Here is a 22,440-nt window from a genome sequence, read left to right on the forward strand (position 1 = left end):
TGTGCGCCTCAGTCCGCCAGCGCCGCCAGCTCCTCCCGTCGCCGTTCCTGGGCCACCGGATCGGGCACCGGCACAGAGGCGAGCAGCCGCTGGGTGTAGCTGTGCTGCGGGTCGAGCAGCACGCTAGCGCTCTCCCCCAGCTCCACCGGCTCTCCGCGGTACAGGACAGCGATCCGGCGGGCGAGCATGCCGACCACGGCCAGGTCGTGGCTGATGAACAGGGCCGCGAAACCGAGCCGTTCCTGCAGCTCGGTGAACACCTCCAGCACCCGCGCCTGTACGGACACATCCAGCGCGGAGGTGGGTTCGTCGGCGATCAGCAGCTCCGGGTCCAGCGCCAGCGCCCGCGCCAGGCTGGCCCGCTGCCGCTGCCCGCCGGAGAGCTCGTGCGGGTACCGGTCGCCGAAGTGCTGCGGCAGGTGCACCGCGTCCAGCAGCGCCGCCACCCGGCTGCGCACCTCCCGCGGTGTGGCCGAGGTGTGCACCATCAGCGGTTCGGCGATGCAGTCGGCGATCGTCAGCAACGGGTTGAACGAGGTGGCCGGGTCCTGGAACACGAACCCGATCCGGGCCCGCAGCGGCCGGAACGCCCGCTCCCGAAAGCCGACCATCTCGTGCCCGAGCACCTGCAGCGACCCGCCGGTGGCGCGGGTGAGCCCGGCGATCGCCCGCCCAATCGTGGTCTTGCCGGACCCGGACTCCCCGACCAACCCGAGCACCTCCCCGGGCGCGATCTCGAACGAGGCACCGGCCACCGCGTGGAACCCGGGCCGGCCCAACCTGCTTGGGTAGACCACGTGCAGGTCACGGGCCTGCACGAGGGGAGCTCCGCCGTCCGGCTGGGGGTCTTCCGCAGTGGCCTGCCGCTCGCCCACCCCTGCGGAGCCGGCGCGGGTCGGCAGTGCCGGTACCGCCGCCAGCAGCGCCCGGGTGTAGCTGTGCTGCGGGTCGGCGAACAGTGCCCGCGCCGGCGCCTCCTCCACCACCTTCCCCTGGTACATCACGGCCACCCGGTCGGCCAGGTCGGCGACCACGCCCATGTTGTGGGTGATCAGCACGATCGCGGTGTCGAACTCGGTGCGCACCCGGCGCAGCAGGTCCAGGATCTCCGCCTGCACCGTCACGTCCAGGGCGGTAGTCGGCTCGTCGGCCACGATCACCTTCGACCCGAGCACCAGGGCCATGGCGATGACGATGCGCTGCTTCTGGCCGCCGGAGAACTGGTGCGGGTAGTGGTCCACCCGGCTCTGCGGGTCCGGGATGCCCACCTGGCCGAGCACCTCGATCGCCTTCGCCCGGGCTGCCTTCTTCGACCGCACACCGTGCGCGCGCAGCCCTTCGGTGAGCTGCCAGCCGATCGTGTACACCGGGTTCAGCGCGGAGGAGGGTTCCTGGAACACCATCGCCGCATCGCGGCCGCGCACCTGCCGCAGCTGCGTGCCGCTGAGGGTGGTCACGTCCTGCCCGTCGAGCAGCACGGCACCCTGCACGGTCGCGGTCTCCGGCAGGAGCCCGAGGATGGACTTGCCGGTGACTGTCTTGCCCGAGCCGGACTCGCCCACCACGGCGAGCACCTCCCCGGGCCGCACGGTCAGGTCCACACCGTCCACGGCACGCACCGGATCGGCGTCGGTGGCGAACGTGATCCGCAGGTCGCGGATGTCGACGACGGCGGAGCCGCCGGTCTCGGGTGCGTCACCGGGCGCAGGGGTCCTCTGGCTCATCGTTGCTCCTCCTCGTCCCGGTTCTCGATGCTCGCCCCGCCGATGGCTCGCCTGCGGATCCGCAGCCGGGGGTCGGCCAGGTCGTTCAGGCTCTCCCCCACCAGGGTCACCCCGAGCACGAGCAGCACGATCGCGGCGCCGGGGAACACGCCAGTCCACCAGATGCCGGAGGCGACGTCAGAGATGGCGCGGTTCAGGTCGTAGCCCCACTCGGCGGCCGAGGTGGGCAGGATGCCGAAGCCGAGGAAGCCGAGCCCGGCGAGGGTGAGGATGGCCTCTGAGGCGTTCAGGGTGATGATCAGCGGCAGGGACCGGGTGGCGTTGCGCAGCACGTGCCGGGACAGGATGCGGCCGGTGGGGGTGCCGATCACCTGCGCGGCCTCCACGAAGGGTTCGGCCTTCAACCGCACCGTCTCCGCGCGCACCACCCGGAAGTACTGCGGGATGAACACCACCGTGATGGACAGCGCCGCGGCGATGATGCCGCCCCACTTGGAGGACTGGCCACCGGAGATCATGATGGAGATGACGATCGCCAGCAGCAGCGTGGGGAACGCGTAGATCGCATCGGCGATGGTCACCAGCACCCGGTCCAGCCAGCCGCCGAGGTACCCGGAGACCAGCCCGAGCAGCACCCCGAGGAATAGGGCCGCTACCACGGCGATGATCACCGTGGACAGCGCCGTTTGCGCTCCCCAGATCACCCGGGACAACACGTCGTAGCCGCCGACGGTGGTGCCCCACAGGTGCCCATCCCCTGGTGGTGCTTGCCGGGCGAAGGTGCCGGCGTCGTCGGCGAGCTGGTTATATCGGTAGGGGGCGACCAGCGGCGCGAGCAGGGCCATCAGCACGAACAGCAGGCACAGCGCCAGGCCGGCCACCAGCATGCCGCGCTGCAGTCCCACGGACTGCCGCAGCTCACGCAGCACCGGTATCCGGGACCACGCCGGTCCGGTCCGGTCCGCCACGGGTGCCTCCGGCGGCGGGGCGGAGGTGTTCTCAGTCATCTCAGTACCTCACCCTCGGGTCGATCAGCGCCGCGACGACGTCCACGATGAAGTTCGTGACCGCCACGATCACTGCCAGCAGTGCCACGATGCCCTGCACGGCCACGAAGTCCCGGGCGCCCAGGTAGCGCACCAGCTCGAAACCCAGGCCCCGCCACTCGAACGTGGTCTCGGTGAGCACTGCGCCGCCGAGCATCATCGCGATCTGCATGCCCATCACCGTGATGATCGGGATCAGAGCCGGCTTGTAGGCGTGCTTGCGCACCAGGCGGGACTCGTTCACCCCGCGGGAGCGGGCCGCGTCCACGTACTCCCGGCCCAGCGTGCCGATCACATTGGTGCGCACCAGCCGCAGGAACACCCCGGCGGTGAGCAATCCGAGCGCGATCGCCGGGAGGGCGGCGTGGGCGAGCACATCGGAGATCAGGTCCCACCGGCCGGTGCGCAGCGCGTCGATGATGTTGATCCCGGTGGAGCCGGAGATGCGGCCGAGCACCAGCTGCACCTGCGGGGTGGCGCGGCCGGACAGGGGCAGCCAGCCCAGCCACACGGAGAACACCAGCTTCAGCAGCAGACCGGCGAAGAACACCGGGGTGGCGTAGCAGAGGATCGCGAAGATCCGCAGTACCGCGTCCGGCCACCGGTCCCGCAGGTAGGCGGCCAGCATCCCGAACGGGATCCCCACCACCAGTGCCACCACCAGGGAGAACAGCACCAGCTCCAGCGTCGCGGTGCCGTAGGTGAGAAGGATCTCCCCGATCGCCCGGTTGTCGGTCAGCGTGCGGCCGAAGTCGCCGGTGAAGGTCTGCCCGAGGTACTCCACGTACTGCACCAGCAACGGACGGTCGTAACCCGCCTCGGCCAGCCGTTCGGCCAGCTGGTCGGGGGTCAGGCGACCCCCGACCGAGGCGCTGATCGGGTCCCCGACCACCCGCATCAGGAAGAACACCAGGCTGACCAGGATGAAGACCGTCGGGATGATCAGCAGGAACCGGACCAGGATGTAGCGGCCCAGCCCGGTGCCGGGTGCCTTGCTGGCCCCGACGGTCCGTTCATCGGCGATCGTCACCGGTCAGCGGTGCAGCGGGGCGAAGCGGAGCTTGAACGAGGCATCCAGGGTGACCCCCTCGATGTCGTTCTGCGCGACCACCACCTGCGCTCCCTGCAGGAACGGCAGGATGGGCAGGTCCTCGGCCACCGACTGTTGCACCTGCTCGATCAGCGCCGCACGCTCGTCCGGGTCCTCCGTGGTGGCCTGCTGCTGGATCAGATCGGTCACCTCGTCGTCCTCGTAGTGGTTGACCAGGAAGTTGTCCGGCAGGAAGAACGGGGTCAGGTAGGTGTCCGCATCGGAGTAGTCCGGGAACCAGCCCAGCTGGTACACCGGGTAGGCGTCCTGGGTGCGCTGGCTGTTGTATGTGTCCCACAGGGTCTGGGAGAGCTCGACCTCGAACAGGCCGTCGGCCTCCAGCTGGCTCTCGATCATCGCGTACTCCTCGTCGGAGGAGTTGCCGTAGTGGTCGGAGTTGTACTGCAGGTTCAAGGTCACCGGGGTCTCTACACCGGCGTCGGCGAGCACCTGCTCGGCCCGATCCGGGTCCGGCCCGCCCTCACCGTCGCCGTACATCTCCAACAGCGGGTCGATGGCGCCAGTGAGGCCCTCGGGCACGAAGGAGTAGAGCGGGGTGTAGGACCCGGCGTAGATCTCCTCGGACAGCGGCTGCCGGTCGATCAGGTGTGCCATCGCCTGACGCACGGCCAGGGCCTTGTCCTGGTCGGGCTCCTCAGTCTCGGCGCCGTAGGGCATGGTGTTGAAGTTGAACACCATGTACCGCGTCTCGCCACCGGGTCCGTCGTGGATGGTGAGGTTCTCGTTCCCGGAGAGGTCCTCCAGGTCGGTCGGGCTCAGTGACCGTGCCGCCACGTCGATGCTGCCCTCCTGCACGGCGAGCTTCATCGAGGTCTCGTCGGCGTAGTAGGACAGGGTGACGCCGTCGTTCTCGGCCGGTCCGAGCAGGCCCTGATAGTCCTCGAACGGGGCGAACTGCACCAGCTCGTTCTCGTTGTAGTCGGTGATCGTGTACTGGCCGGCGAACGCGTCCCCGTCCACGATCTCCTCGGCCGGGGTGATCTCGGTGGCGGAGAACACGTCCTCGTCCAGAACCGGCCCGGCGGAGGAGGACAGCACCTGTGGGAACACCTGGTCGTCCGGGTTCTTCAGGTGGAAGGTCACGGTGAGGTCGTCGACCATCTCCACCTCCTCCAGGTTCGCCAGCAGCGAGGCTGGCCCGTTCGGGTCCGCGATGTCGACCATCCGGTCGAAGCTGAACTTCACGTCCGAGGCGGTCAGCTCGTTGCCGTTGGCGAACGTCAGGCCCTCTTTGAGAGTGACGGTGTACTCGGTGGGTGAGGTGAAATCTGCCGATTCGGCGATGTCCGGCTCCACGTCCGGGCTGCCGTAGGGGGTGTTCATCAGGAACGGGTACACCTGCACGAACACGGCCAGGGACCCGTTGTCGTAGGCGCCGGCCGGGTCCAGGTTGAACACGGTGTCGGTGGTTCCGACGGTGATGATGCCGCCACCGCCGTCCCCGTCGCCACCGCCGTCGATGTCCTCGGTGTCGGCGCAGGCGGTGAGCGCCAGGAGGGTGGCAGCCGCGGCGGCGATCAGCCCGGTGGTGCGGCGTCGTGCACGAATGGAAGACATGGTGAGTCCCTCACGTCGATGGGAGTTGTGCTCAATGTCTAACACGGGCGTGTGGGACGGGTGAAACCCTCCCGCGCGGGTCGTCGGATCAGCCGCTGATGGTCGGGCCGACCTGCTCCGGGGTGATGGCCACGATGCACCGCTGCTCCTTCGCCATCGCCGCCCGGTAGTCGTCCCAGTCCTCGTGCTCGCCGTTAGCCAGCCGGTAGTACTCGACCAGCAGGTCCATCGCCTCCGGCAAGGAGATGATCTGCACCGGGCCGGCGATCTGCACCCAGGTGCCGAAGAAGGAGTCGGGGATCGCGCACAGCCAGGCGCGTGGGTCGCGGCGCAGGTGACGCACCTTCATCGCCGTCTCCCGGGTGCTGATCAGCACCCGTCCCTCGTGCGCGACGGCGAGCACCGGCGACTGCTGCACCTCTCCGTTGCTGCGGCGGGTGGCGAGCACGGCGTGGTGGTTGTCCCGGAGGAACTGGAGAGCGGTGTCAGTGTCCATGCCTTGTGTGTACCACCGTGCAGCAGCACTCGCGATGTGACAGTGCCGTGGCCCGGTGCGAGGGGCTATGCCCGCAGACGGCGCAGCTCGTCGCGCTCTTTCGCCCGCACCGGGCGTAGCCAGGCGGGGTACAGCCACAGCGGCAGGATGTAGCGGTACCGAAGCAGCCCGCCACCGATACCGCCCACGAGGATCTCGATCAGCAGCAGGAACACCGGCACCATCTCGTGGAACTGCGGCAGCATCCCGATCGCGAGCAGCAGGAACAGCTGGGCGACGTAGGGGACGGCGACCAACGCGATGTGCTCCTTCGCCCACCACGGGTCATGGCCGCGGAACGGGACCGGGACGGGCCGGACCCACCAGCGCGCTGCCCGCGACGTCCCCACCCGGAACCACACCGCAAGGGCGGTCAGCCCCGCGCCGATGAGGCCGAAGATCAGCGAGGGCATGCGGCGATCGTAGCGGTCAGCTCCGCTGCAGCTCGCCGAGCTCGGCGTCCTCGGGACCGTAGACGACCATCGTATCGCCCTCGATGGTCGCGCTCCTGGGGTCGGTGAGCCACACGTCCACGTCCATGCAGGCCATCAGGGTGCTGATCATGCCGGAGAACACGATGGTGTCCCCGTCCTGCTCCCAGCTGCCGCTGAGGTGGTTGCAGCCGTCGCTGCCGGTGACCGAGCCGTCCTCGGCCAGCTCGAGTTCGGTGTCCTCCGGTCCGGTCCAGGTGCCCTCCGGGGAGCTGGCCGTTCCGGTGCCGCAGCCGGTGGCCAGCAGGGCCAGCAGGCACGCGGTGAGCAGGGCGATCCTCCTGCGGACGATGTGCATGTGGTGGGGTCTCCTCCTCGGGGGTGCACCCGCGGCCCGGGTCACAGACCCATCATGGCCCACCTCGCCCTACCCCCACACCTGCGGCACCCACTACCGAGGCACTCCTGCGACATGGAGGTGCGCGAATTGCACCTCAGTGTCACAAACGTGCCTCGGTGCCGGTGAGGGAGCAGGACTGCGCGCGCGGTGTCGGGGTGGGCTGCGATGATGCGAGTAGGACGTCGAGGTGGGAGCTGCGAAGCGAATGTCGGTGCAGGTGCAGGTCACGCAGTACGGTCCGGCTGCTCTCGACGCGCTCCGCGAGGTGGTCGCCAGCGCCAAGTCCACCGACCCGATGGCACCGGTGACGATCCTGGTGCCGCACACTGTGGCCGGGATCGCCGTGCGGCGGCATCTTGCCCACGGGCTGGGCAGCGACGGCCCCGGTGTAGCGGGCATCGAGCTAACCACGGTGCCGCGGCTGGCGGAGCGGCTGGCCGCCCACCTGCTCGCCCCGCGGCGCCCGGCCACCGGCCCGGTCCTCTCCGGTGCGTGGCGGCGCACGCTCGCCGAGGACCCCGCCGGTCTCGGTGAGGTCGCCACCCACCCGGCCACGGTGCAGGCCGTAGCTGCCGCGCACGAACGCCTGCGCACCGTCTCAGCGGCGGCGCTGGATGAGATCGCCGCTGCCGGCGGGGTGAGCGCGGACGTGGTCGACCTGCACCGGCGGGTCGTAGCCCGCCTGGCCCCGGACTGGTACGACCGCCGCGACCTGCTGGACCGCGCGCAGGAGGCCTGCGCTGAGCTGGGCACGGTGGTGCTCTACCTGCCCCAGCTGCTCACCCCACCGGAGATCGACTTCCTGCGCGCCCTGGCAGAGCGGACCGACCTCGTGGTGATCGCTGGGCGTACCGGCGCCGACCGGGCCGATGCTCCCGTGCTCGACGCTGTGCGCGCTGCCGGTGGCCAGGTCACCAGCCAGGCGGCCGCCGCACCCCGCACTGCTGACCGGGTCATCCACGCCTCCGACTCCGACGACGAGGTGCGCTGTGTGGTCCGCGAGGTGCTCACCACTCTGCGCAGTACCCCCGCTCACCGGATCGGGGTGCTGTATGCCAGCGCGGACCCCTACGCCCGGTTGCTGCAGGAGCACCTCACCGCTGTCGGGGTCACGATCAACGGCCCCGGCGCCCGCCCGGTCGCCGAGCGGGCCACGGCCCGGCTGCTGATCGAGGTGCTCTCCCTCGCCGACCGGGACCTGGCCCGCGGGGACCTGTTCCGGGCGCTGGCCAACGCCCCCGCACGCGACTTCACCGGCGCCCGCATCCCGGTCTCAGCGTGGGAGCGCCTCTCCCGCAGCGCCGGCGTGGTGGCCGGTGACCACTGGGCCGACCGGATCGATGACTACATCACCGAGGAGCGCCGGCGTCTGGAGGTCGAGGCCGCCGCGGACGACCCGCGCGACTGGCTCATCGAACGCGGCCAGAACCAGGTCGCCACTGCGGAGGCACTGCGCGCCTTCAGCACCCGGCTGCGCACCGAGCTCGCCCGTGCCGAGGCTCTGACCAGCTGGCGCGAGCTGGCCACCTGGAGCCAGGAGCTGCTGCGGACCCTGCTCGGCTCCGAGGAGCAGCTGGTGCGTCTGCCACCCGAGGAGCAGTACGCCGTCGCCACGCTGCTGACGATGCTGGACGGGATCGCCGCCCTCGACGGGGTGGACCCGAGCCCCGGCCTGGCCGCGCTGCGGCAGATCCTCGACCTGGGTCTGGAGGGCGCGATCGACCGGGTGGGCCGGTTCGGTGAGGGCGTGTTCGTGGGGCCGGTCTCGCAGGCGCCCGGGCTGGACCTGGACGTGGTGTTCGTGCTCGGTCTGGCCGAGGACCTCTATCCGGGCCGCATCACCCCCGACCCGCTGCTGCCCGAGGAGGTCCGTGCCCGCACCGGCGGAGAGCTGCCGGAGCTGCGCGAGCAGGTGGACACCGCGCAGCGTTGCCTGCTCATCGCCCTGGGTTCCGCGCGGCACGCCGTGGCGTCCTTCCCGCGCGGGGACCTGCGCTCGGCCACCGGGAGGCTGCCCAGCCGGTTCCTGCTGCCCACGCTGCGCCACCTGTCCGGCAACCCCCGGCTCGCCGCGACCGAGTGGGACACGGTGGGCTACACCGCCGTGCGCTCCTCCAGCTCCTTCGCCGGCGAGCTGCTGAGCACCGAGACGCTGGCCACCGAGCAGGAGTGGCGGGTGCGCACCGTGGCCGCCGGTGAGGATCTGCCGGACGAGGTGCTGCGCGCGGCGGTGGCGCTGACCGAGGCGCGCGCCAGCCGGGACTTCACCCGCTACGACGGCAACCTCAGCGGGCAGGACGGTCTGCCGGACTACCTGGTGGACGAGCTGCGCGTCTCCCCCACCGCGCTGGAGTCCTATGCCACGTGCCCGCACGCGTTCTTCGCCGAACGGTTGCTGCGGGTCAGTCCGGTGGAGAACCCGGAGGACGTGGTGGAGATCTCCCCGGCGGACATCGGCAACCTGATCCACGAGAGCATCGACGAGCTGATCACCACCGCGAAGCAGGCCGGCACCCTGCCCGGGTACGGCCAGCCGTGGACGAAGGAGCACCGGGCACAGCTGGGGCAGATCGCCGCCCGGCTGGCCGAGGAGTACACCGTCCGCGGCCTGACCGGGCACCCGCGGATGTGGCAGCGGGAACGGCAGCGCATCCTGGCCGACCTGGAGGTGATGCTTACCGAGGACGACCGGTGGCGCGCTGAGCTGGACGCCAAGGTGGTGGCCAGTGAGCTGCCGTTCGGCCTGGACGGCGCAGACCCGGTGGAGATCACGGCACCCGGCGGGCGGGTGCTGCTGCGCGGGCGGGCGGACAAGGTGGACCAGGCCCGGGACGGCACCGTGTACGTGACCGACATCAAGACCGGCCGCCGGAGCCGCTTCGCCGGCATCAGCGAGGCGGACCCGGTGGTCGGCGGCACGAAGCTACAGCTGCCGGTGTACGCGCACGCCGCCCAGCAGGCCTTCGGTGGCGATGCGCAGCAGGTGCGGGCGCAGTACTGGTTCGTGCGCAAGGAGCCCGGGCGCATCGAGCTGCCGTTGAACGAGGCCGTCACCACCCAGCATGCGGCCGCGCTGAGCCTGCTCGCCCGCTCCATCTCCTCCGGGTTGTTCCCGCCGAAGGCACCGGAGAAGGCGGACTTCGCCTGGGTGCAGTGCCCGTACTGCAACCCCGACCGGCTCGGCCACGCGGAGGTGCGCGCCGGCTGGGAGCGCAAGCGGCACGACCCGGTGCTCGCCGAGCTGGTGGCCACGATCGACCCGGATGCGACAGGAGACCCGGTATGAGCACCCGACCTGCTGCGACCGGCGCAGCCAGCAGCACCGCCGACCAGTCGGGCACCCGGATGCTGCACGACCAGGCCGCCCGGGACCGGATCGCCCACGCCACTGACGCCACCCTGTTCGTGAACGCTGGTGCCGGGTCGGGCAAGACCCGCGCGCTGGTGCACCGCATCCGGCACCTGGTGCTGCACGACGGCGTAGCGCTGGCTCACGTAGCGGCCGTCACCTTCACGGAGAAGGCCGGGGCGGAGCTGCGCGACCGGCTCCGGGCGGACCTGGAGCAGGCGTGGCAGCACGGGTCCGGCGCGCACCGGGAGGCTGCCGCCCGTGCGTTGGAGGACCTGGACGGCGCCGCGATCGGCACCCTGCACTCCTTCGCCCAGCGGATCCTGCTGGAGCACCCGATCGAGGCCGGCCTGCCGCCGCTGCTGGAGGTGCTGGACGAGGTCGGCTCGTCGGTGGCGTTCGAGGACCGGTGGCGCGAGCTGCAACGGGCCCTGCTGGACGATGACGAGATCGCCGAACCGTTGCTGCTCGGCCTGACCCTGGGGATCACGTTCGACCAGGTGCGTGCCCTGGTCCGGGCCCTGGACGCGGACTGGGACCTGATCGCCGACCGGGTGCTGGTCGGCGACCCGGAGCCGGTGGTGCTCCCGGACCTGGCGACGTGGCAGGCCATGGTGCGTTCCGCCGTCGACCTGGGGGCGAGCTGCACGGACCCGGGTGACCGGCTGCTGGCCCGGCTGCACCAGCTCCAGGTGCTCGTGCAGCGGGTGACCGAGGCCACCGACCTGGAGTCCCGCACGCTCGCCCTGGCCGCCGTCGCCGCACTGCGCACCAAGCTCGGCAACACTGGCCGCAAGGGCAGCTGGCCGGACATCCAGCAGGTCAAGGACGCCTACATCGACGTGGTGCAGGAGGCCGGTGCGTTGGTGGCGCGGGTGAAGGGCGCCTGCCTGCGGCGGCTCACCCGGTGGGCTGCCGAACACGTGCTGGAGGCTGCGGACTCCCGCCGCCGGGAGGGGCGGCTGCAGTTCCACGACCTGCTGGTGCTGGCCCGGGACCTGCTCCGCCGCAACCCGCAGGTGCGCCAGCGGCTGCACGAGCGCTACCAGCGGCTGCTGCTGGACGAGTTCCAGGACACCGACCCGATCCAGATCGAGCTGGCGGTGCGGATCGCGGCCGGTGCTGCCGGCGGGGCGGCGCACTGGCAGGACGTGGCGGTGCCGCCGGGGCGGATCTTCGTGGTCGGGGACGCCAAGCAGTCGATCTACCGGTTCCGGCGGGCGAGCATCGCCACCTACCTCGGTGCCCAGACCCACCTGGGGGAACCGGTCAGCCTGACCACGAACTTCCGCACGGTGCGCCCGGTGGTGGAGTGGGTGAACGCGGTGTTCGGCCGGCTGATCGTGGCCGACGGGCACCAGCAGCCGGCGTACGAGGAGCTGCGCTGGCACCGTGAGGCCACCGGCGCCGGACCGGCGGTGACCATCCTGGGCGCCGAGCAGCACCCGGGCGCGCCGAAGGTGGACGCGCTGCGCACCTGGGAGGCGGCCGACGTGGCCGGTGTGATCGGGCAGGCGCTGAGTGAGCCCTGGCAGGTGTGCGATGCGAAGACCGGCCGGTGGCGCCCGGCCCGGGCCAGCGACATCGCGGTGCTGGTGCCCTCCCGCACCAGCCTGCCCTACCTGGAGGACGCCCTGGACGGGGCGGGTGTCCCCTACCGGGCGGAGGCCAGCTCGCTGGTGTACCACGCGAGCGAGATCCGGGCGCTGCTGGCGTGCGCGCGGGCGGTGGCCGACCCCACCGACCAGCTCTCCCTGCTGGCGGCGCTGCGTTCGGCGCTGTTCGGCTGCGGGGACGATGACCTGTGGGCGTGGCGGCAGGCTGGTGGCAGCATCCGGATCTACTCCGAGGTGGAGGGTGGGTCCGGGCCGGTGGCCGATGCGCTGGCCTACCTGCGCCGGCTGCACCACCGGTCCCGGTGGATGACCCCGAGCGAGCTGCTGGCGGCGATCGTGGCCGACCGGCGGATGTACGAGCTGGCCGGTTCTGGGCCGCGGTCGCGGGATGCGTGGCGGCGGCTGCGGTTCGTGGTGGACCAGGCACGGGCGTGGGCACAGACCTCCCGCGGCGGCCTGCGGGCGTACCTGGACTGGGCGGCGCAGCAGGGGCAGGACACCACCCGGGTGGCGGAGTCGGTGCTGCCGGAGACGGACCTGGACACGGTGCGGGTGCTGACCATCCACGCGGCGAAGGGGCTGGAGTTCCCGATCGTGGTCCTCTCCGGCACCTCGGCGCGGCCGAACCGTCCGCGCGGGGTGCGGCTGCTCTGGCCGGCCGACGGCGGCTATGAGGTGCGGTTCTCTGCGCAGATGGCCACCGAGGACTTCGCCGCGGCGGCCCCGGTGGACGAGTCGATGGACGAGCAGGAGAAGCGGCGGCTGCTGTATGTGGCGGCCACTCGCGCGCGGGACCACCTGGTGGTCTCCTTGCACCGGGGCGAGAAACCGGAGAGCGAGATCGCGGCCCGGTGGATCGCCGAGGCGGACGGCGCTGCTGCGGCGGGTGCGGTGCCGTTCCGTGGCGAGGGGGTCGAGGCACCGCCGGCTGCGCCGGTGCCGGTGGCTCCGCCCCCGGAGTGGCAGGAGTGGCTGGCCGGCGTGCAGGCGGCACGGGAGGCCTCGGCGGTGGTGCCGGCGCAGAGCGCGAGCGGGTTGGAGGGCACCGAACCGGAGGTGGTGCTCGCCGCGGACCCGGAGCCGCAGGACGGTGAGGCGAAGGGGGTGCGGGACCTGATGCTCCCCGCCTGGTCCAAGGGCCGCTACGGCTCGGCGGTCGGGCGGGCGGTGCACGGGGTGCTGCAGGTGGTCGACCTGGCCAGTGGTGCCGGGCTGGCTGACGTGGTGGCGGCGCAGTGTGTGGCCGAGGGGGTGACCGGGCAGGAGGAGCTGGTCGCCGCCCTGGTGCGCTCGGCGCTGGGGTCCGAGGTGGTGCAGCGGGCGGCGGTCCGGGAGCACTGGCGGGAGGTGTACCTGGGCACGGTGGCCACCGACGGTGCGCTGCGCACCGAGGACGGCGCCGAGCTCGCCGGGGCGGGGCAGGTGCTGGAGGGGTATGTGGACCTGGTCTACCGGGAGGACGACGGCACCCTGATGGTCGTCGACTACAAGACCGATGCGGTCCGGGCCGCTGCGATCGAGGCCCGGGCGGGTTACTACCGCGCCCAGGTGCAGGCCTACCGGCGGTGCCTGAGTGATGCCACCGGCGCGCAGGTGGCCGGGATGCTGCTGTTCCTGCACCCGGAGGCGGCGGCGGTACCGGCGCCGGTGGGCTGACCGCGCTGGCCCAGCCTCAGTCCCGGCCGGGTGCGCTGCGGGCGCGCAGGGCGTACAGGATGGTGGCCAGGTCCACCAGCTCCTGGGTGAGGGCGCCCACCACGGCCGGGATCGCGCCGGTGGTGGCGATGAGCATCAGCCCCACGGACAGCACGATGCCGATCCAGATCGCGGTGAGCGCCACCCGCACGGTGTGCCGGCTGATCCGCACCGTGTCCACCACCCCGGTGAGGTCGTCGCGCAGGATCACCGCATCGGCTGCCTGCCCGGCGGCGGTGGCACCGCGGGCGCCCATCGCGATCCCCACGTCCGCGGAGGCCAGCACGGGGGCGTCGTTCACGCCGTCGCCGACCATGAGCACCGGTCTCGGCTCCAGCTCGCGCAGCAGGCGCACCTTGTCCTGCGGGAGCAGCTCGGCGTGCACGCGTTGGGTGCCGACCGCAGCGGACACGGCCTCGGCCGTGGCCCGGGCATCACCGGTGAGCATCACGGTGGTGGCCACCCCGTGCTGGTGCAGCCAGGCCAGCACGCTGGGGGCTTCCTCCCGGGGTGCGTCCGCCAGCGCGAGGGCGCCGGCGTAGCGTCCGGCCACGGACACGTACGCCACCGCCTGACCGACCGGCACGTCCGTCGCGGCGGCCCCCGGGTCGACCTCCTGGATGAAGGCGAGCTTGCCCACCCGGACCGTCTGCCCGTCGATGTCCGCCTGCACCCCGTGGGTGGCGTGCTCGCGGGCCGCGGTGCCAGCGACCACCGGCAGGCCCCGCTCCTTCGCGGCAGTGACGATCGCGGCGGCGAACACGTGCGAGGAGTACTGCTCCGCCGAGGCGGCCAACGCCAGGAGACGATCGCCGTCGAGCTCTGCTGCCGCGTGCACGGCCACCAGCTCGGGCCGGCCGCGGGTGAGCGTGCCGGTCTTGTCGAACGCTGCCGACCGGGCCCGGGCGAGCGTCTCCAGCACGGGCCCGCCCTTGACGATCACGCCGCTCTTGGCGGTGCGGGACATCCCGCCCAGGAAGGCCACCGGGGCGGCGATCAGCAACGGGCACGGTGTGGCCAGCACCAGCACCTCGGCGAACCGCACCGGGGTGCCGGAGACTGCCCACGCCACCCCGCCCAGCAGCAGCGCGAACACGGTGAACGGCACGGCGTACCGGTCGGCCAGGCGCACGATCGGTGCCTTGGCCTCCTCCGCCTCGCGCACCAGGGCGAGGATCTGCTGGTACTGGGAGTCCGCGCTGCGGCGCAGGGCACGCAGACGTACGGCGCGGGCACCGTTCACCGCCCCGGAAAGCACCTCCGAACCGGCCCCGCGGGTGACCGGCAGCGGCTCACCGGTCAGCGAGGACTCGTCGAAGGAGGCGCGATCGGTGAGCAGCGTCCCGTCCACCGGCACGATCTCGCCGGGTCGGACCAGCAGGAGATCCCCGATCTCCACCTGTTCAGCGGGGATGTCCTCGACGGCGGAGGTCACCTCGGCCTGGTTCTCACCGTGCGTATCGGTGCCGCGGGCAAGCAGGTGGGCGACCTCGGGTGCGCGGTCCAGCAGGGCGGTCAGCTCCCGCCGGGCCCGTAGGGCCGCGTAGTCTTCCAAGGCTTCGCCGCCGGTGAGCATGAGCGCGACGACCAGTGCTGCCACGTACTCCCCTACGGCGAGGGTGGCGACCATCGCCACCACGGCCAGCACGTCCAGGCCCCAGTGGCCGCGGAGGATGTCGCGCACCATGTCCACCGCGGTCCCCAGCACGATCCCGGCCACGTAGACGGTGGCGGTCACCTGGGCGGCGACCGGCAGGCCGAGCAGTGCGAGCAGCAGGACCACCAGGCCGGCAACCAGGGTCGAGGCCACCAGCGGATAGCGCCGCACCCACGTCCACATGCTGCCATTCAAGCAGAGCGCAGCTGATCGTGCCCCGCATCAGCAGCCGGCGGACGGGAGGGTCAGGAACGTTCCAGGCTGCCCAGCTCGGTGCCGTCGCTGCTGAGGATGTGCAGGGTGTCGCCGTCCAGGGTGGCGGTGGCGGGGTCGGTGAGCCAGACGTCCACATCCGGGCAGGCCATCTTGGTGGTGTAGAAGTTGTAGAAGGTGACGGTGCTGCCCTCTTCTGCCCAGGTGCCCTTGATGCTGTTGCACCCGTCGGTGCCGCTGACCACGCCCTCGTGGGTCAGCTTCAGCTGGGGTTGACCGTCCGCTCCGGTTCCCCAGGTGCCGATGGCCGGGTTGGTGATGGTGCCGCACGCGGTGATCGTCGCCAGCAGAGCGACGGCGACCAGAGCGAGAACCTGACGGATGGCGCGTATGTAGAGGCCTCCTAGCCCGAAAGTGCGTCCGCGTCTCGGGCACACGTCTCTATCATCGCGCTGTTGCGGCGTTCTCACAGGTGGACAGGGACGGGTGGTCGCGTGCGCCCCATTCCGCTAGCGACTGAGCCACGGGAGTCCGTTCGGTACGCAGCCGCTTTCAGGATCACCGCACCGAACGGCGACGGGACGCTGACCGTCGTGACACGGCCTGAGACGATCTCCACGGGTGCGTTCACCGTACGCCGGAGTGCCTGGGTCCCGCCTTCGATTCCCACCATCGTCCGGCCATGCAGTCTCTCGACAACACGCGGCGCCGGATGGTCTGCGATCAGGACGTCGACCGTCTCGTCGCGCTCAGCTGTCACCCCCGCGGATGGCGCCACCCTCGCGAATCTGTGGCCATGGCCGGAACGGTCGTCAATCGACGGCTGGAACACAAATCCGATGGACTCGAGGGCGCGGGCCACCATGTTCGGTACACCGCGCCGTGTCTCTATGTGCACCACCATGTCGACGTCGTCCGTCGGCCGCACGACGGCGATGCCGCGGTCGATGCTGTACAGCTGGGCCATGAGTCCACCGACGAGAGTCCAGTGCTCGTGGGGCACCACCGACTCGATCTCCGCGACCAGCGGCCACGGCGCGCCCCAACCACCTGGTGGAGCGCCCACGTTGATCTCCTCACGCTCGGCCACGGAAGTCCTCTAGATGTTGTGGGTCATGACGTTGTAGTCACCGAGCGGGGATGAAGGAACGGGCCCCTGGACTGCACGATGGGTGGTGTCTAAGCAACCATCCAGCAGAAAGAGACCCGCTCCGATGACCCACGCTAACGCCCCACTGACCCCGGAAGGAAGACAGCGCCTCGTCACCCGCGTCCTCGCAGGCGGCCGGCCCATCGCTCACGTCGCCGCTGAAGCCGGCATCGCCCGCTCCACACTCACGAAATGGGTGGCCCGCTATCGGGCCGAAGGCGCCGACGGGCTTGAAGACCGCTCCAGCGCACCAGCAGCCCGCCCCACACGAATCCCCCTGGAGATGCTGGAGCTCATCGATCGCTGGCGTCGCGATCACAAGTGGTCGGCCCGCCGCATCCACCACGAACTGGCCCACCTCGGCCACCACTGCTGCCTGCGCACGGTATCCCGGTGGCTGAAGCGACTCGGGATCGGCCGGCGTCGCGACCTCGACCCCACAGGAGAGAACAACCGGCAGGTCGGAACGATCACCGCCAGGTTCCCCGGCCACATGCTCCACATGGACGTGAAGAAAGTCGGCAAGATCCCCGACGGGGGCGGCTGGTGGGCACACGGACGCGGCAGCAACAAAGCACTGGCGTCCAAGCGCGCTCACAAGCAGCGCGTCGGATACACCTACCTGCACTCGGCCATCGATGGGTACTCCCGACTGGCGTACACCGAAGCACTCGAAGACGAGACCGCCCAGACCACGATCGGGTTCTTCGCCCGGGCTCGCGCGTACTTCGCAGCCCACGGCATCACCCGCCTCATCCGCGTCGTGACGGACAACGGCGCGAACTACCGGGCCTCACGCTTCGTCAGAGCTGTGCAGTCGCATGCCTCGCGGCACCAGCGGACACGGGCGTACACGCCGCGGCATAACGGGAAAGTCGAACGCTACCAGCGACTCCTTGCCGAGGAATGCCTCTATGCCCGCGTCTATGAGTCCGAGCAGGCCCGCAGGAGAGCGATCGGGGTGTGGGTCCATCACTACAACTATCATCGGCCTCATACCGCCTGTGCAGATCAGCCACCGGCCAGCCGAGTCCACGAACGTGTAGACAACGTCATGACCTCATACATCTAGAGCGCGCGCCAGGCCATCGGTCCCTGCGCGCCGTTCACGGACATCGAGGGACTCCGCAAGATCCAGTGCGGCAAGGACAACGCCATGCTGGGCAAGCTCGCCGACGGTCCGGATCGGAAAGTCGGTGGCGCGCAGAGTCACCTGCCCCTCCGTGTCACGGATGAGTCCATGGCGGGCGACGAGCTCGTCGAGGGAGCCGCTCTGTATGTAACCATCGACGCTCCCTCCGGAAGCGAGGCCGAGTGCCGCCGCCTGCTCGGCGGTCGAGACAATCTCCTTCTCCAACCGGGACGCCGTGGTCGGGTGGGCGCGATAGCGCACCGCGTGCGCACGTTCGCGAGTCCGCTCCACAAGCCCGTCGACGGTCAGATCACGCAGACGAGCTCGCAGGCGCGACCGCTGGGTAGCTCCCATCCAGTCTGGTGTGTGTCCTAGGAGAATCGCCACCGCGCCCCAGCTGGTCGCCGGAGCCCAGGCGCGGCGGGGTGATGCGCCACGAACGAGACGAAGGCGCTCCACCGACGCTTCGTCCACGAGCCCCCTGGCGACCTGATGCAGCTCGCCGAGCGCAACCAGATGCTGCACCTGTCGCACCGACACCGACAGGCGCACGGCAGCTTCTTGCACACCAAGAAGGGACATAACAGATAGTTTCGTATTAGCGAAACTGTCTGTCAAGGCGGCGAAGGGATCGGCCTTACCCGTCATACCGCCATTCCCAGCCTCCATAGCCGATCCCGTTGGGCACGTATCCGACCGTCCCACTCGTTGTCGGCACATCCAGCACCACCCAGCCTTCGAGCGTCTCAGCCGGACCCACTGGGCTGGGGATCTCGTCGCTAGGGTCGAGGCACATACCGATCGGTGCCGGGCCGTTCACCCGTCGTCCGGAATCGTCCCAAGCCACAAAGTCAAAGCTCGACATGAACAGCTGCGGCTCCGGCTCGTCCGCTAGACGCGGAAAGGTCTCGACCTCGAAGTGCAGACCGACGTAGTGGCCGTTCTCAGGCTGGTCCGGCCACTCCGACGTGCACTCGAGATCCAGCACAATATCTGTGAGCGTGAACTGAACCACGGTTTCCTCGTCGTAGGCCGACACTAGTCCCGCAAGCTGACCGACGTCCTTCAGCAGCAGCCCGTGATCGGTCTCCTCGGAGACGCCGTACTCATCCACCGTCGCCTCTTCTGTCGGTTCGGTGTGGGCCTCAGGGGACTCAGCCTCGCTTCCGTCGGAGCCGGGCGTCTCGGACTGGCGCGTCGACTTCTCCGGCGATGAGGCTTCCGAGCGTGAAGCGGTCGCCGTCGGCGTCGGCGCTGCGGCGTCCTCGACCGCTGGTGCGCATCCCACGAGCAGCAACAACGCCGCTCCAATGATCGTGATCTTCTTCATGGTTCGGATTGAACCAGCGACCAGTGACATTCCCGGTCAGCATCGGAGCCTGCCGACTCGACGCCACTACCCGCGCGAGTCCGCACAGCCGGACACGGTCGATCGGCGGTGGGATGGCCGTTACCTCCGACGGCGGAGCGTAGCCACCTGGGTTTGAGAGGATCGCCTCATCTCTGAGCGTGAGTGGGGGTCGCTGGCTCTCCTCCTGGCTGGGCTGGGGTAGTGACGATCCCGGAAGGCGCGTTCGGGCTCGAGATCTTCGACGCACAGTTCCAGGGTGCGGCCATGGTTGCGGCCCTGGCGACATTCGCCCTGCTCGCTGTTCCGTTGCTCTGGTGGCTCTTGAGCTCTGACCCGGCCGGCTCACTCCTCCACGGCCCAGGTGGCCACGTCCTCCACAGTGATCGACTGGATCTGCTGACCCTCGGGGATCACGAACACCTGGCAGCCATACATCAGCACCGGCTCGACCACCTCGGTGCCCTGCTCCGGGCACGGGATCTCCGATGCGGCTGAACCGCCGGGGCCGCTGGCCTGGAAGTCGGTCTTGTCGGTCGTGGCGGTCCAGGCAGCGTTCGACAGGTCGGTGACGGCGTCCCAGGAGAAGTCCTCGCGGGTCCCGGAGGTGATGTCAAGCCGGTAGCCGACCAGCCACGGGTTCCCGTTCAGCTCGGTGCCAAAGATGCCGGTCAGTCCGCTCTCCTCCGCGGTGGACTCGGTCACCGAGAGCACGGCGAAGTCCACGCCGAGCGGGTCGGTGGCTTCCAGTGGTGCGGCCGCGCCGAGCTCCAGACGTTCGGGCTCGGAACAAGCCGCGAGGGCGAGCACAAGACCTGCGGCACCGGCAAGAACAAGGCCGCGGGCGGGGCGGCGTGTTGTCGTCACGGGAGGTGAGGCTAGCAAGCGCTGCACGAGGTCGTGGACCTCGTTGGCCAGCGTCTCGAGGCCGTCGCTCGCTTCGATGCGTGAGCCTCGAGCCAGGAGACCGATGGGAATTCGAGATGCGTGGGCATCGCGATCTCTCCTTCTTCTAGATGGCAGCCAGCGCCTGACGCACTTGGTAAGCCTTTTGCCGTGCACTGCTTGTGCTGATTGTTCACTCCCGGACCCGGGCGGTCTTGGAGACCGCATGGGACTGCCGGACCGATGCGGGCGCCCAACCTGGTGCTCGCACGCCGTCATCAGGTCATCATGTGTGATGTGGCACCGCAGGTGGTCCCACTAACCGAGGCCAATCGAGCAAGAATAGAACCGAAGGCCGCTACACCAGCGCTCGTCGCGCGCTTCACGCGGGTACCTCCCCACTACGCGCGCGCCCGTCCACTGACGTTGCGTCCATCCAGTTCAGCAGACGCGTGACAACAGATGCACTCTCCCCGTCGAGCAGCTTCTCTCCGGCGCCGATCATGGCGTCAAAGTGCTGCCCCATCACCTTCTCCGCCCGGCCGGCATCACCCGTCGCGATCGCATCGACGATGGCGGCATGCTCGGCGACTACCGCGTCCTGGTTGTCATGCGCCCCCAGCACGATGTCCAGGACTGCTTCCACACGGTCAAGATGAGGTGCGAGAACGAACCCGGTGAGCATCTTCAGCATCCGATTAGGCGCAATTGCGGCGATCTTGCGATGCAGACCGAGCCCTGGTTGCTGCGTCAGCTCCATCGTCCCGACAGCATCGCGATGACGCCCTACCAGCTCCCAGAGTTCATCAATGTCTGCCTGCTCTGCATGTCGAGCAGCGTCCGCGGCGGCGGCGCTCTCGACCGCCTTGCGCGCATGGAGGAGATCGAGAAGATCACGCACATCGCGTACATCCACGACACGTCCCAGCGACTCGGTCGTCCGGTCCGAGAATTCGAGCTCAGTGTGACGGCGTCGACCCTCAGCCGAGATCACTCGACCCTTGGCACCCATCGGCACAGTCCAGCCACGCTCATCAAGCTCGCGCAGGCGCCGCGACACCGACGACTCACTGACATCGATGCCCACCTCCAGCAGCGCCAGTCGAGCTGATCGAGTTCCTATCGGCCCCGGGGCGCTGGCGAGCACCGTCAGCAGCGCTCTCATTGTCGCCTCGCGGTCATTCGTCATGCTTAACCCCTCAATGTTCTCGGTGCACCACACTTTGACAGACATCTGCCATAGAGGCAAGCGTCATCGAACCGCGTGGGCGGCACTCTCTTGGTCTTTGGTCCAGGAAACGTCCGCTACCGCTCTTGACACACGCGACCTCGTCTGCCACCTTTGACGAACCTCGGTCAGGCATGACTCGCCTGAGCCAGCTGGGCAAGGCGACATGGGGCACGCAACTAGAGAGGAACTGGAATGTATCCACGTGATCTCAAGGGTTACGCCGGTGACCCTCCACATGCCCAGTGGCCGAACGGGGCGCGCGTTGCCGTCCAGTTCGTCCTCAACTACGAGGAAGGCGGTGAACGATCCATCCTGCATGGCGACTCGGTGTCGGAAGCCTTCCTCACCGAGGAGCCCACCCGCGCAATCCCCCACCTACGCAACCTGAACGTGGAATCTCAGTACGAATACGGATCCCGCGCTGGCTTCTGGCGTTTGCACAGCGCGTTCACCGAACGCAACCTGCCACTGACGATCTTCGGGATCTCCGAGGCACTTAAGCGTAATCCCGAGGCGGTGGCCGCGATGCAGCAAGCGAACTGGGAGATCACCTCGCACGGGCTGCGCTGGATCGACTACTCCGAGGTCGACGAGGCTATCGAGCGTGATCACATCACCCGCGCCATCGCCATGCACGAGCAGGCAACTGGCGCCAGGCCGCTCGGGTGGTACACGGGACGGATGTCACCACAAACCCGCAGGCTGCTCGTCGAAGCCGGCGGCTTCCGCTACGACGCCGACTCGTTCGCCGACGACCTCCCGTATTGGGAGAACGTCGAGGGTCAGCTTCACCTCGTGGTGCCCTACACCCTTGACAACAACGACGGGCGGTACATCAACGGTTACGGTTTCGGCGCCGACTCGTTCGCTACCTATCTGATCCGCGCCTTCGACTTGCTCTATGCCGAGGGAGCCCACCGACCGAAGATGATGAGCATCGGCCTACACAATTGAACCGTACTGGGTTCGATGGAGACTCGGATTATTGGATTCCGACTAGGGGTTGGTCGTTCCGTTGCGCAGCATAGTGTGCCTGCTCGTATTCGACCGGGGGTAGGTCGTCGAGGTAGCCGTGCAGGCGCTGATTGTTGTGCCAGTGCACCCATCCCAGGGTGACCAGCTCGACGTCCTCGACGCTCTTCCAGGGTCCACGCTCGTCGCGGATAGGCCCGCGGATCAGCTCGGCCTTGTAGTAGCCGTTGACCGTCTCGGCCAGTGCATTGTCGTAGCTATCGCCGACCGTCCCGATCGAGGGGACAGCGCCGAGCTCGGCGAGGCGCTCCCCGTAGCGCAGGGACGTGAATTGCGACCCTGCGTCGCTGTGGCATCGGAGTCCTGCCAGGTGAGTGCCGCGGGAGGC

General features: G+C 69.6%; 19 protein-coding genes. 4 read left to right on the forward strand and 15 right to left on the reverse strand.

Going from position 1 to position 22,440, the window contains the following annotated elements:
* Nucleotides 1–8: 8 nt before the first annotated feature.
* The 7 genes from K338_RS0116260 to K338_RS0116290 form a co-directional block, all read right to left on the reverse strand.
* The gene (locus tag K338_RS0116260; protein WP_022919221.1) at nt 9–1,724 is read right to left on the reverse strand and encodes a dipeptide ABC transporter ATP-binding protein; all 1,716 of its coding nucleotides are present in this window, start codon (nt 1,722–1,724) and stop codon (nt 9–11) included.
* Entirely contained in the window at nt 1,721–2,731 is a 1,011-nt protein-coding gene (locus K338_RS23405; protein ID WP_022919222.1) for an ABC transporter permease, read from the reverse strand. The genes K338_RS0116260 and K338_RS23405 overlap by 4 nt, the downstream gene beginning before the upstream one ends.
* Nucleotide 2,732: 1 nt before the next feature.
* On the reverse strand, nt 2,733–3,800 hold the full coding sequence (locus K338_RS0116270; RefSeq protein WP_022919223.1) for an ABC transporter permease: 1,068 nt from the start codon (nt 3,798–3,800) through the stop codon (nt 2,733–2,735).
* Between the two features lie 3 nt (nt 3,801–3,803).
* Nucleotides 3,804–5,438, reverse strand: a complete 1,635-nt coding sequence (locus K338_RS0116275; protein WP_022919224.1) for an ABC transporter substrate-binding protein — start codon at nt 5,436–5,438, stop codon at nt 3,804–3,806.
* An 88-nt stretch (nt 5,439–5,526) separates the two neighbouring features.
* Nucleotides 5,527–5,934, reverse strand: coding sequence for a PPOX class F420-dependent oxidoreductase (locus K338_RS0116280; RefSeq protein WP_022919225.1), 408 nt, complete (start codon nt 5,932–5,934; stop codon nt 5,527–5,529).
* A gap of 65 nt (nt 5,935–5,999) precedes the next feature.
* Complete coding sequence (locus tag K338_RS0116285) at nt 6,000–6,386, reverse strand: hypothetical protein (RefSeq protein ID WP_022919226.1); 387 nt, start codon at nt 6,384–6,386, stop codon at nt 6,000–6,002.
* 16 nt (nt 6,387–6,402) lie between these two features.
* On the reverse strand, nt 6,403–6,762 hold the full coding sequence (locus K338_RS0116290) for an META domain-containing protein (RefSeq protein ID WP_022919227.1): 360 nt from the start codon (nt 6,760–6,762) through the stop codon (nt 6,403–6,405).
* Between the two features lie 229 nt (nt 6,763–6,991).
* On the opposite strand from K338_RS0116290, the gene K338_RS0116295 reads away from it, so the two are divergent.
* Together K338_RS0116295 and K338_RS0116300 are read left to right on the forward strand one after the other, a co-directional pair.
* Entirely contained in the window at nt 6,992–10,090 is a 3,099-nt protein-coding gene (locus K338_RS0116295) for a PD-(D/E)XK nuclease family protein (protein WP_211218252.1), read from the forward strand.
* Nucleotides 10,087–13,425 (forward strand): UvrD-helicase domain-containing protein, encoded by a 3,339-nt coding sequence (locus K338_RS0116300; RefSeq protein ID WP_022919229.1) that lies wholly within the window; start codon nt 10,087–10,089, stop codon nt 13,423–13,425. The genes K338_RS0116295 and K338_RS0116300 overlap by 4 nt, the downstream gene beginning before the upstream one ends.
* Before the next feature lie 16 nt (nt 13,426–13,441).
* Here the strand turns inward: K338_RS0116300 and K338_RS23410 are convergent, their stop codons facing one another.
* The 3 genes from K338_RS23410 to K338_RS23415 all read right to left on the reverse strand — a co-directional run bounded on the left by K338_RS23410 (nt 13,442) and on the right by K338_RS23415 (nt 16,424).
* Complete coding sequence (locus tag K338_RS23410; RefSeq protein ID WP_022919230.1) at nt 13,442–15,304, reverse strand: heavy metal translocating P-type ATPase; 1,863 nt, start codon at nt 15,302–15,304, stop codon at nt 13,442–13,444.
* Nucleotides 15,305–15,366: 62 nt separating this feature from the next.
* Complete coding sequence (locus K338_RS0116310; protein WP_022919231.1) at nt 15,367–15,771, reverse strand: META domain-containing protein; 405 nt, start codon at nt 15,769–15,771, stop codon at nt 15,367–15,369.
* A 29-nt stretch (nt 15,772–15,800) separates the two neighbouring features.
* Complete coding sequence (locus K338_RS23415) at nt 15,801–16,424, reverse strand: hypothetical protein (protein WP_022919232.1); 624 nt, start codon at nt 16,422–16,424, stop codon at nt 15,801–15,803.
* Nucleotides 16,425–16,548: 124 nt separating this feature from the next.
* Here K338_RS23415 and K338_RS0116320 point away from each other — a divergent pair, with 124 nt between their 5' ends.
* Nucleotides 16,549–17,556, forward strand: a complete 1,008-nt coding sequence (locus K338_RS0116320; protein WP_022919233.1) for an IS481 family transposase — start codon at nt 16,549–16,551, stop codon at nt 17,554–17,556.
* On the opposite strand, the gene K338_RS25700 is transcribed toward K338_RS0116320, so the two are convergent.
* From K338_RS25700 to K338_RS23420, 4 genes are all read right to left on the reverse strand, one after another.
* Nucleotides 17,545–18,264 carry a hypothetical protein gene (locus tag K338_RS25700; protein WP_157612565.1) on the reverse strand — a complete coding sequence of 240 codons (720 nt, stop codon included), beginning with the start codon at nt 18,262–18,264 and terminating at the stop codon, nt 17,545–17,547. The two genes, K338_RS0116320 and K338_RS25700, sit on opposite strands and share 12 nt — an antisense overlap.
* Entirely contained in the window at nt 18,254–18,946 is a 693-nt protein-coding gene (locus K338_RS0116330) for a hypothetical protein (RefSeq protein ID WP_022919235.1), read from the reverse strand. Before K338_RS0116330 ends, K338_RS25700 begins: the two co-directional genes overlap by 11 nt.
* A 363-nt stretch (nt 18,947–19,309) precedes the next feature.
* Nucleotides 19,310–19,831, reverse strand: a complete 522-nt coding sequence (locus tag K338_RS0116335; RefSeq protein ID WP_157612567.1) for a hypothetical protein — start codon at nt 19,829–19,831, stop codon at nt 19,310–19,312.
* Nucleotides 19,832–20,231: 400 nt separating this feature from the next.
* Entirely contained in the window at nt 20,232–21,038 is an 807-nt protein-coding gene (locus K338_RS23420) for an FCD domain-containing protein (RefSeq protein WP_051154929.1), read from the reverse strand.
* A gap of 234 nt (nt 21,039–21,272) precedes the next feature.
* Between K338_RS23420 and K338_RS23425 the strand changes: the two genes are divergently transcribed.
* Nucleotides 21,273–22,034 (forward strand): polysaccharide deacetylase family protein, encoded by a 762-nt coding sequence (locus tag K338_RS23425; protein ID WP_022919239.1) that lies wholly within the window; start codon nt 21,273–21,275, stop codon nt 22,032–22,034.
* 28 nt (nt 22,035–22,062) lie between these two features.
* Here the strand turns inward: K338_RS23425 and K338_RS0116355 are convergent.
* The coding region (locus tag K338_RS0116355) for an integrase core domain-containing protein (protein ID WP_022919240.1) at nt 22,063–22,440 on the reverse strand (378 nt) is incomplete at its 5' end.

Origin of the sequence: Ruania albidiflava DSM 18029 (assembly GCF_000421225.1) — a bacterium.
GTDB lineage: Bacteria > Actinomycetota > Actinomycetes > Actinomycetales > Beutenbergiaceae > Ruania > Ruania albidiflava.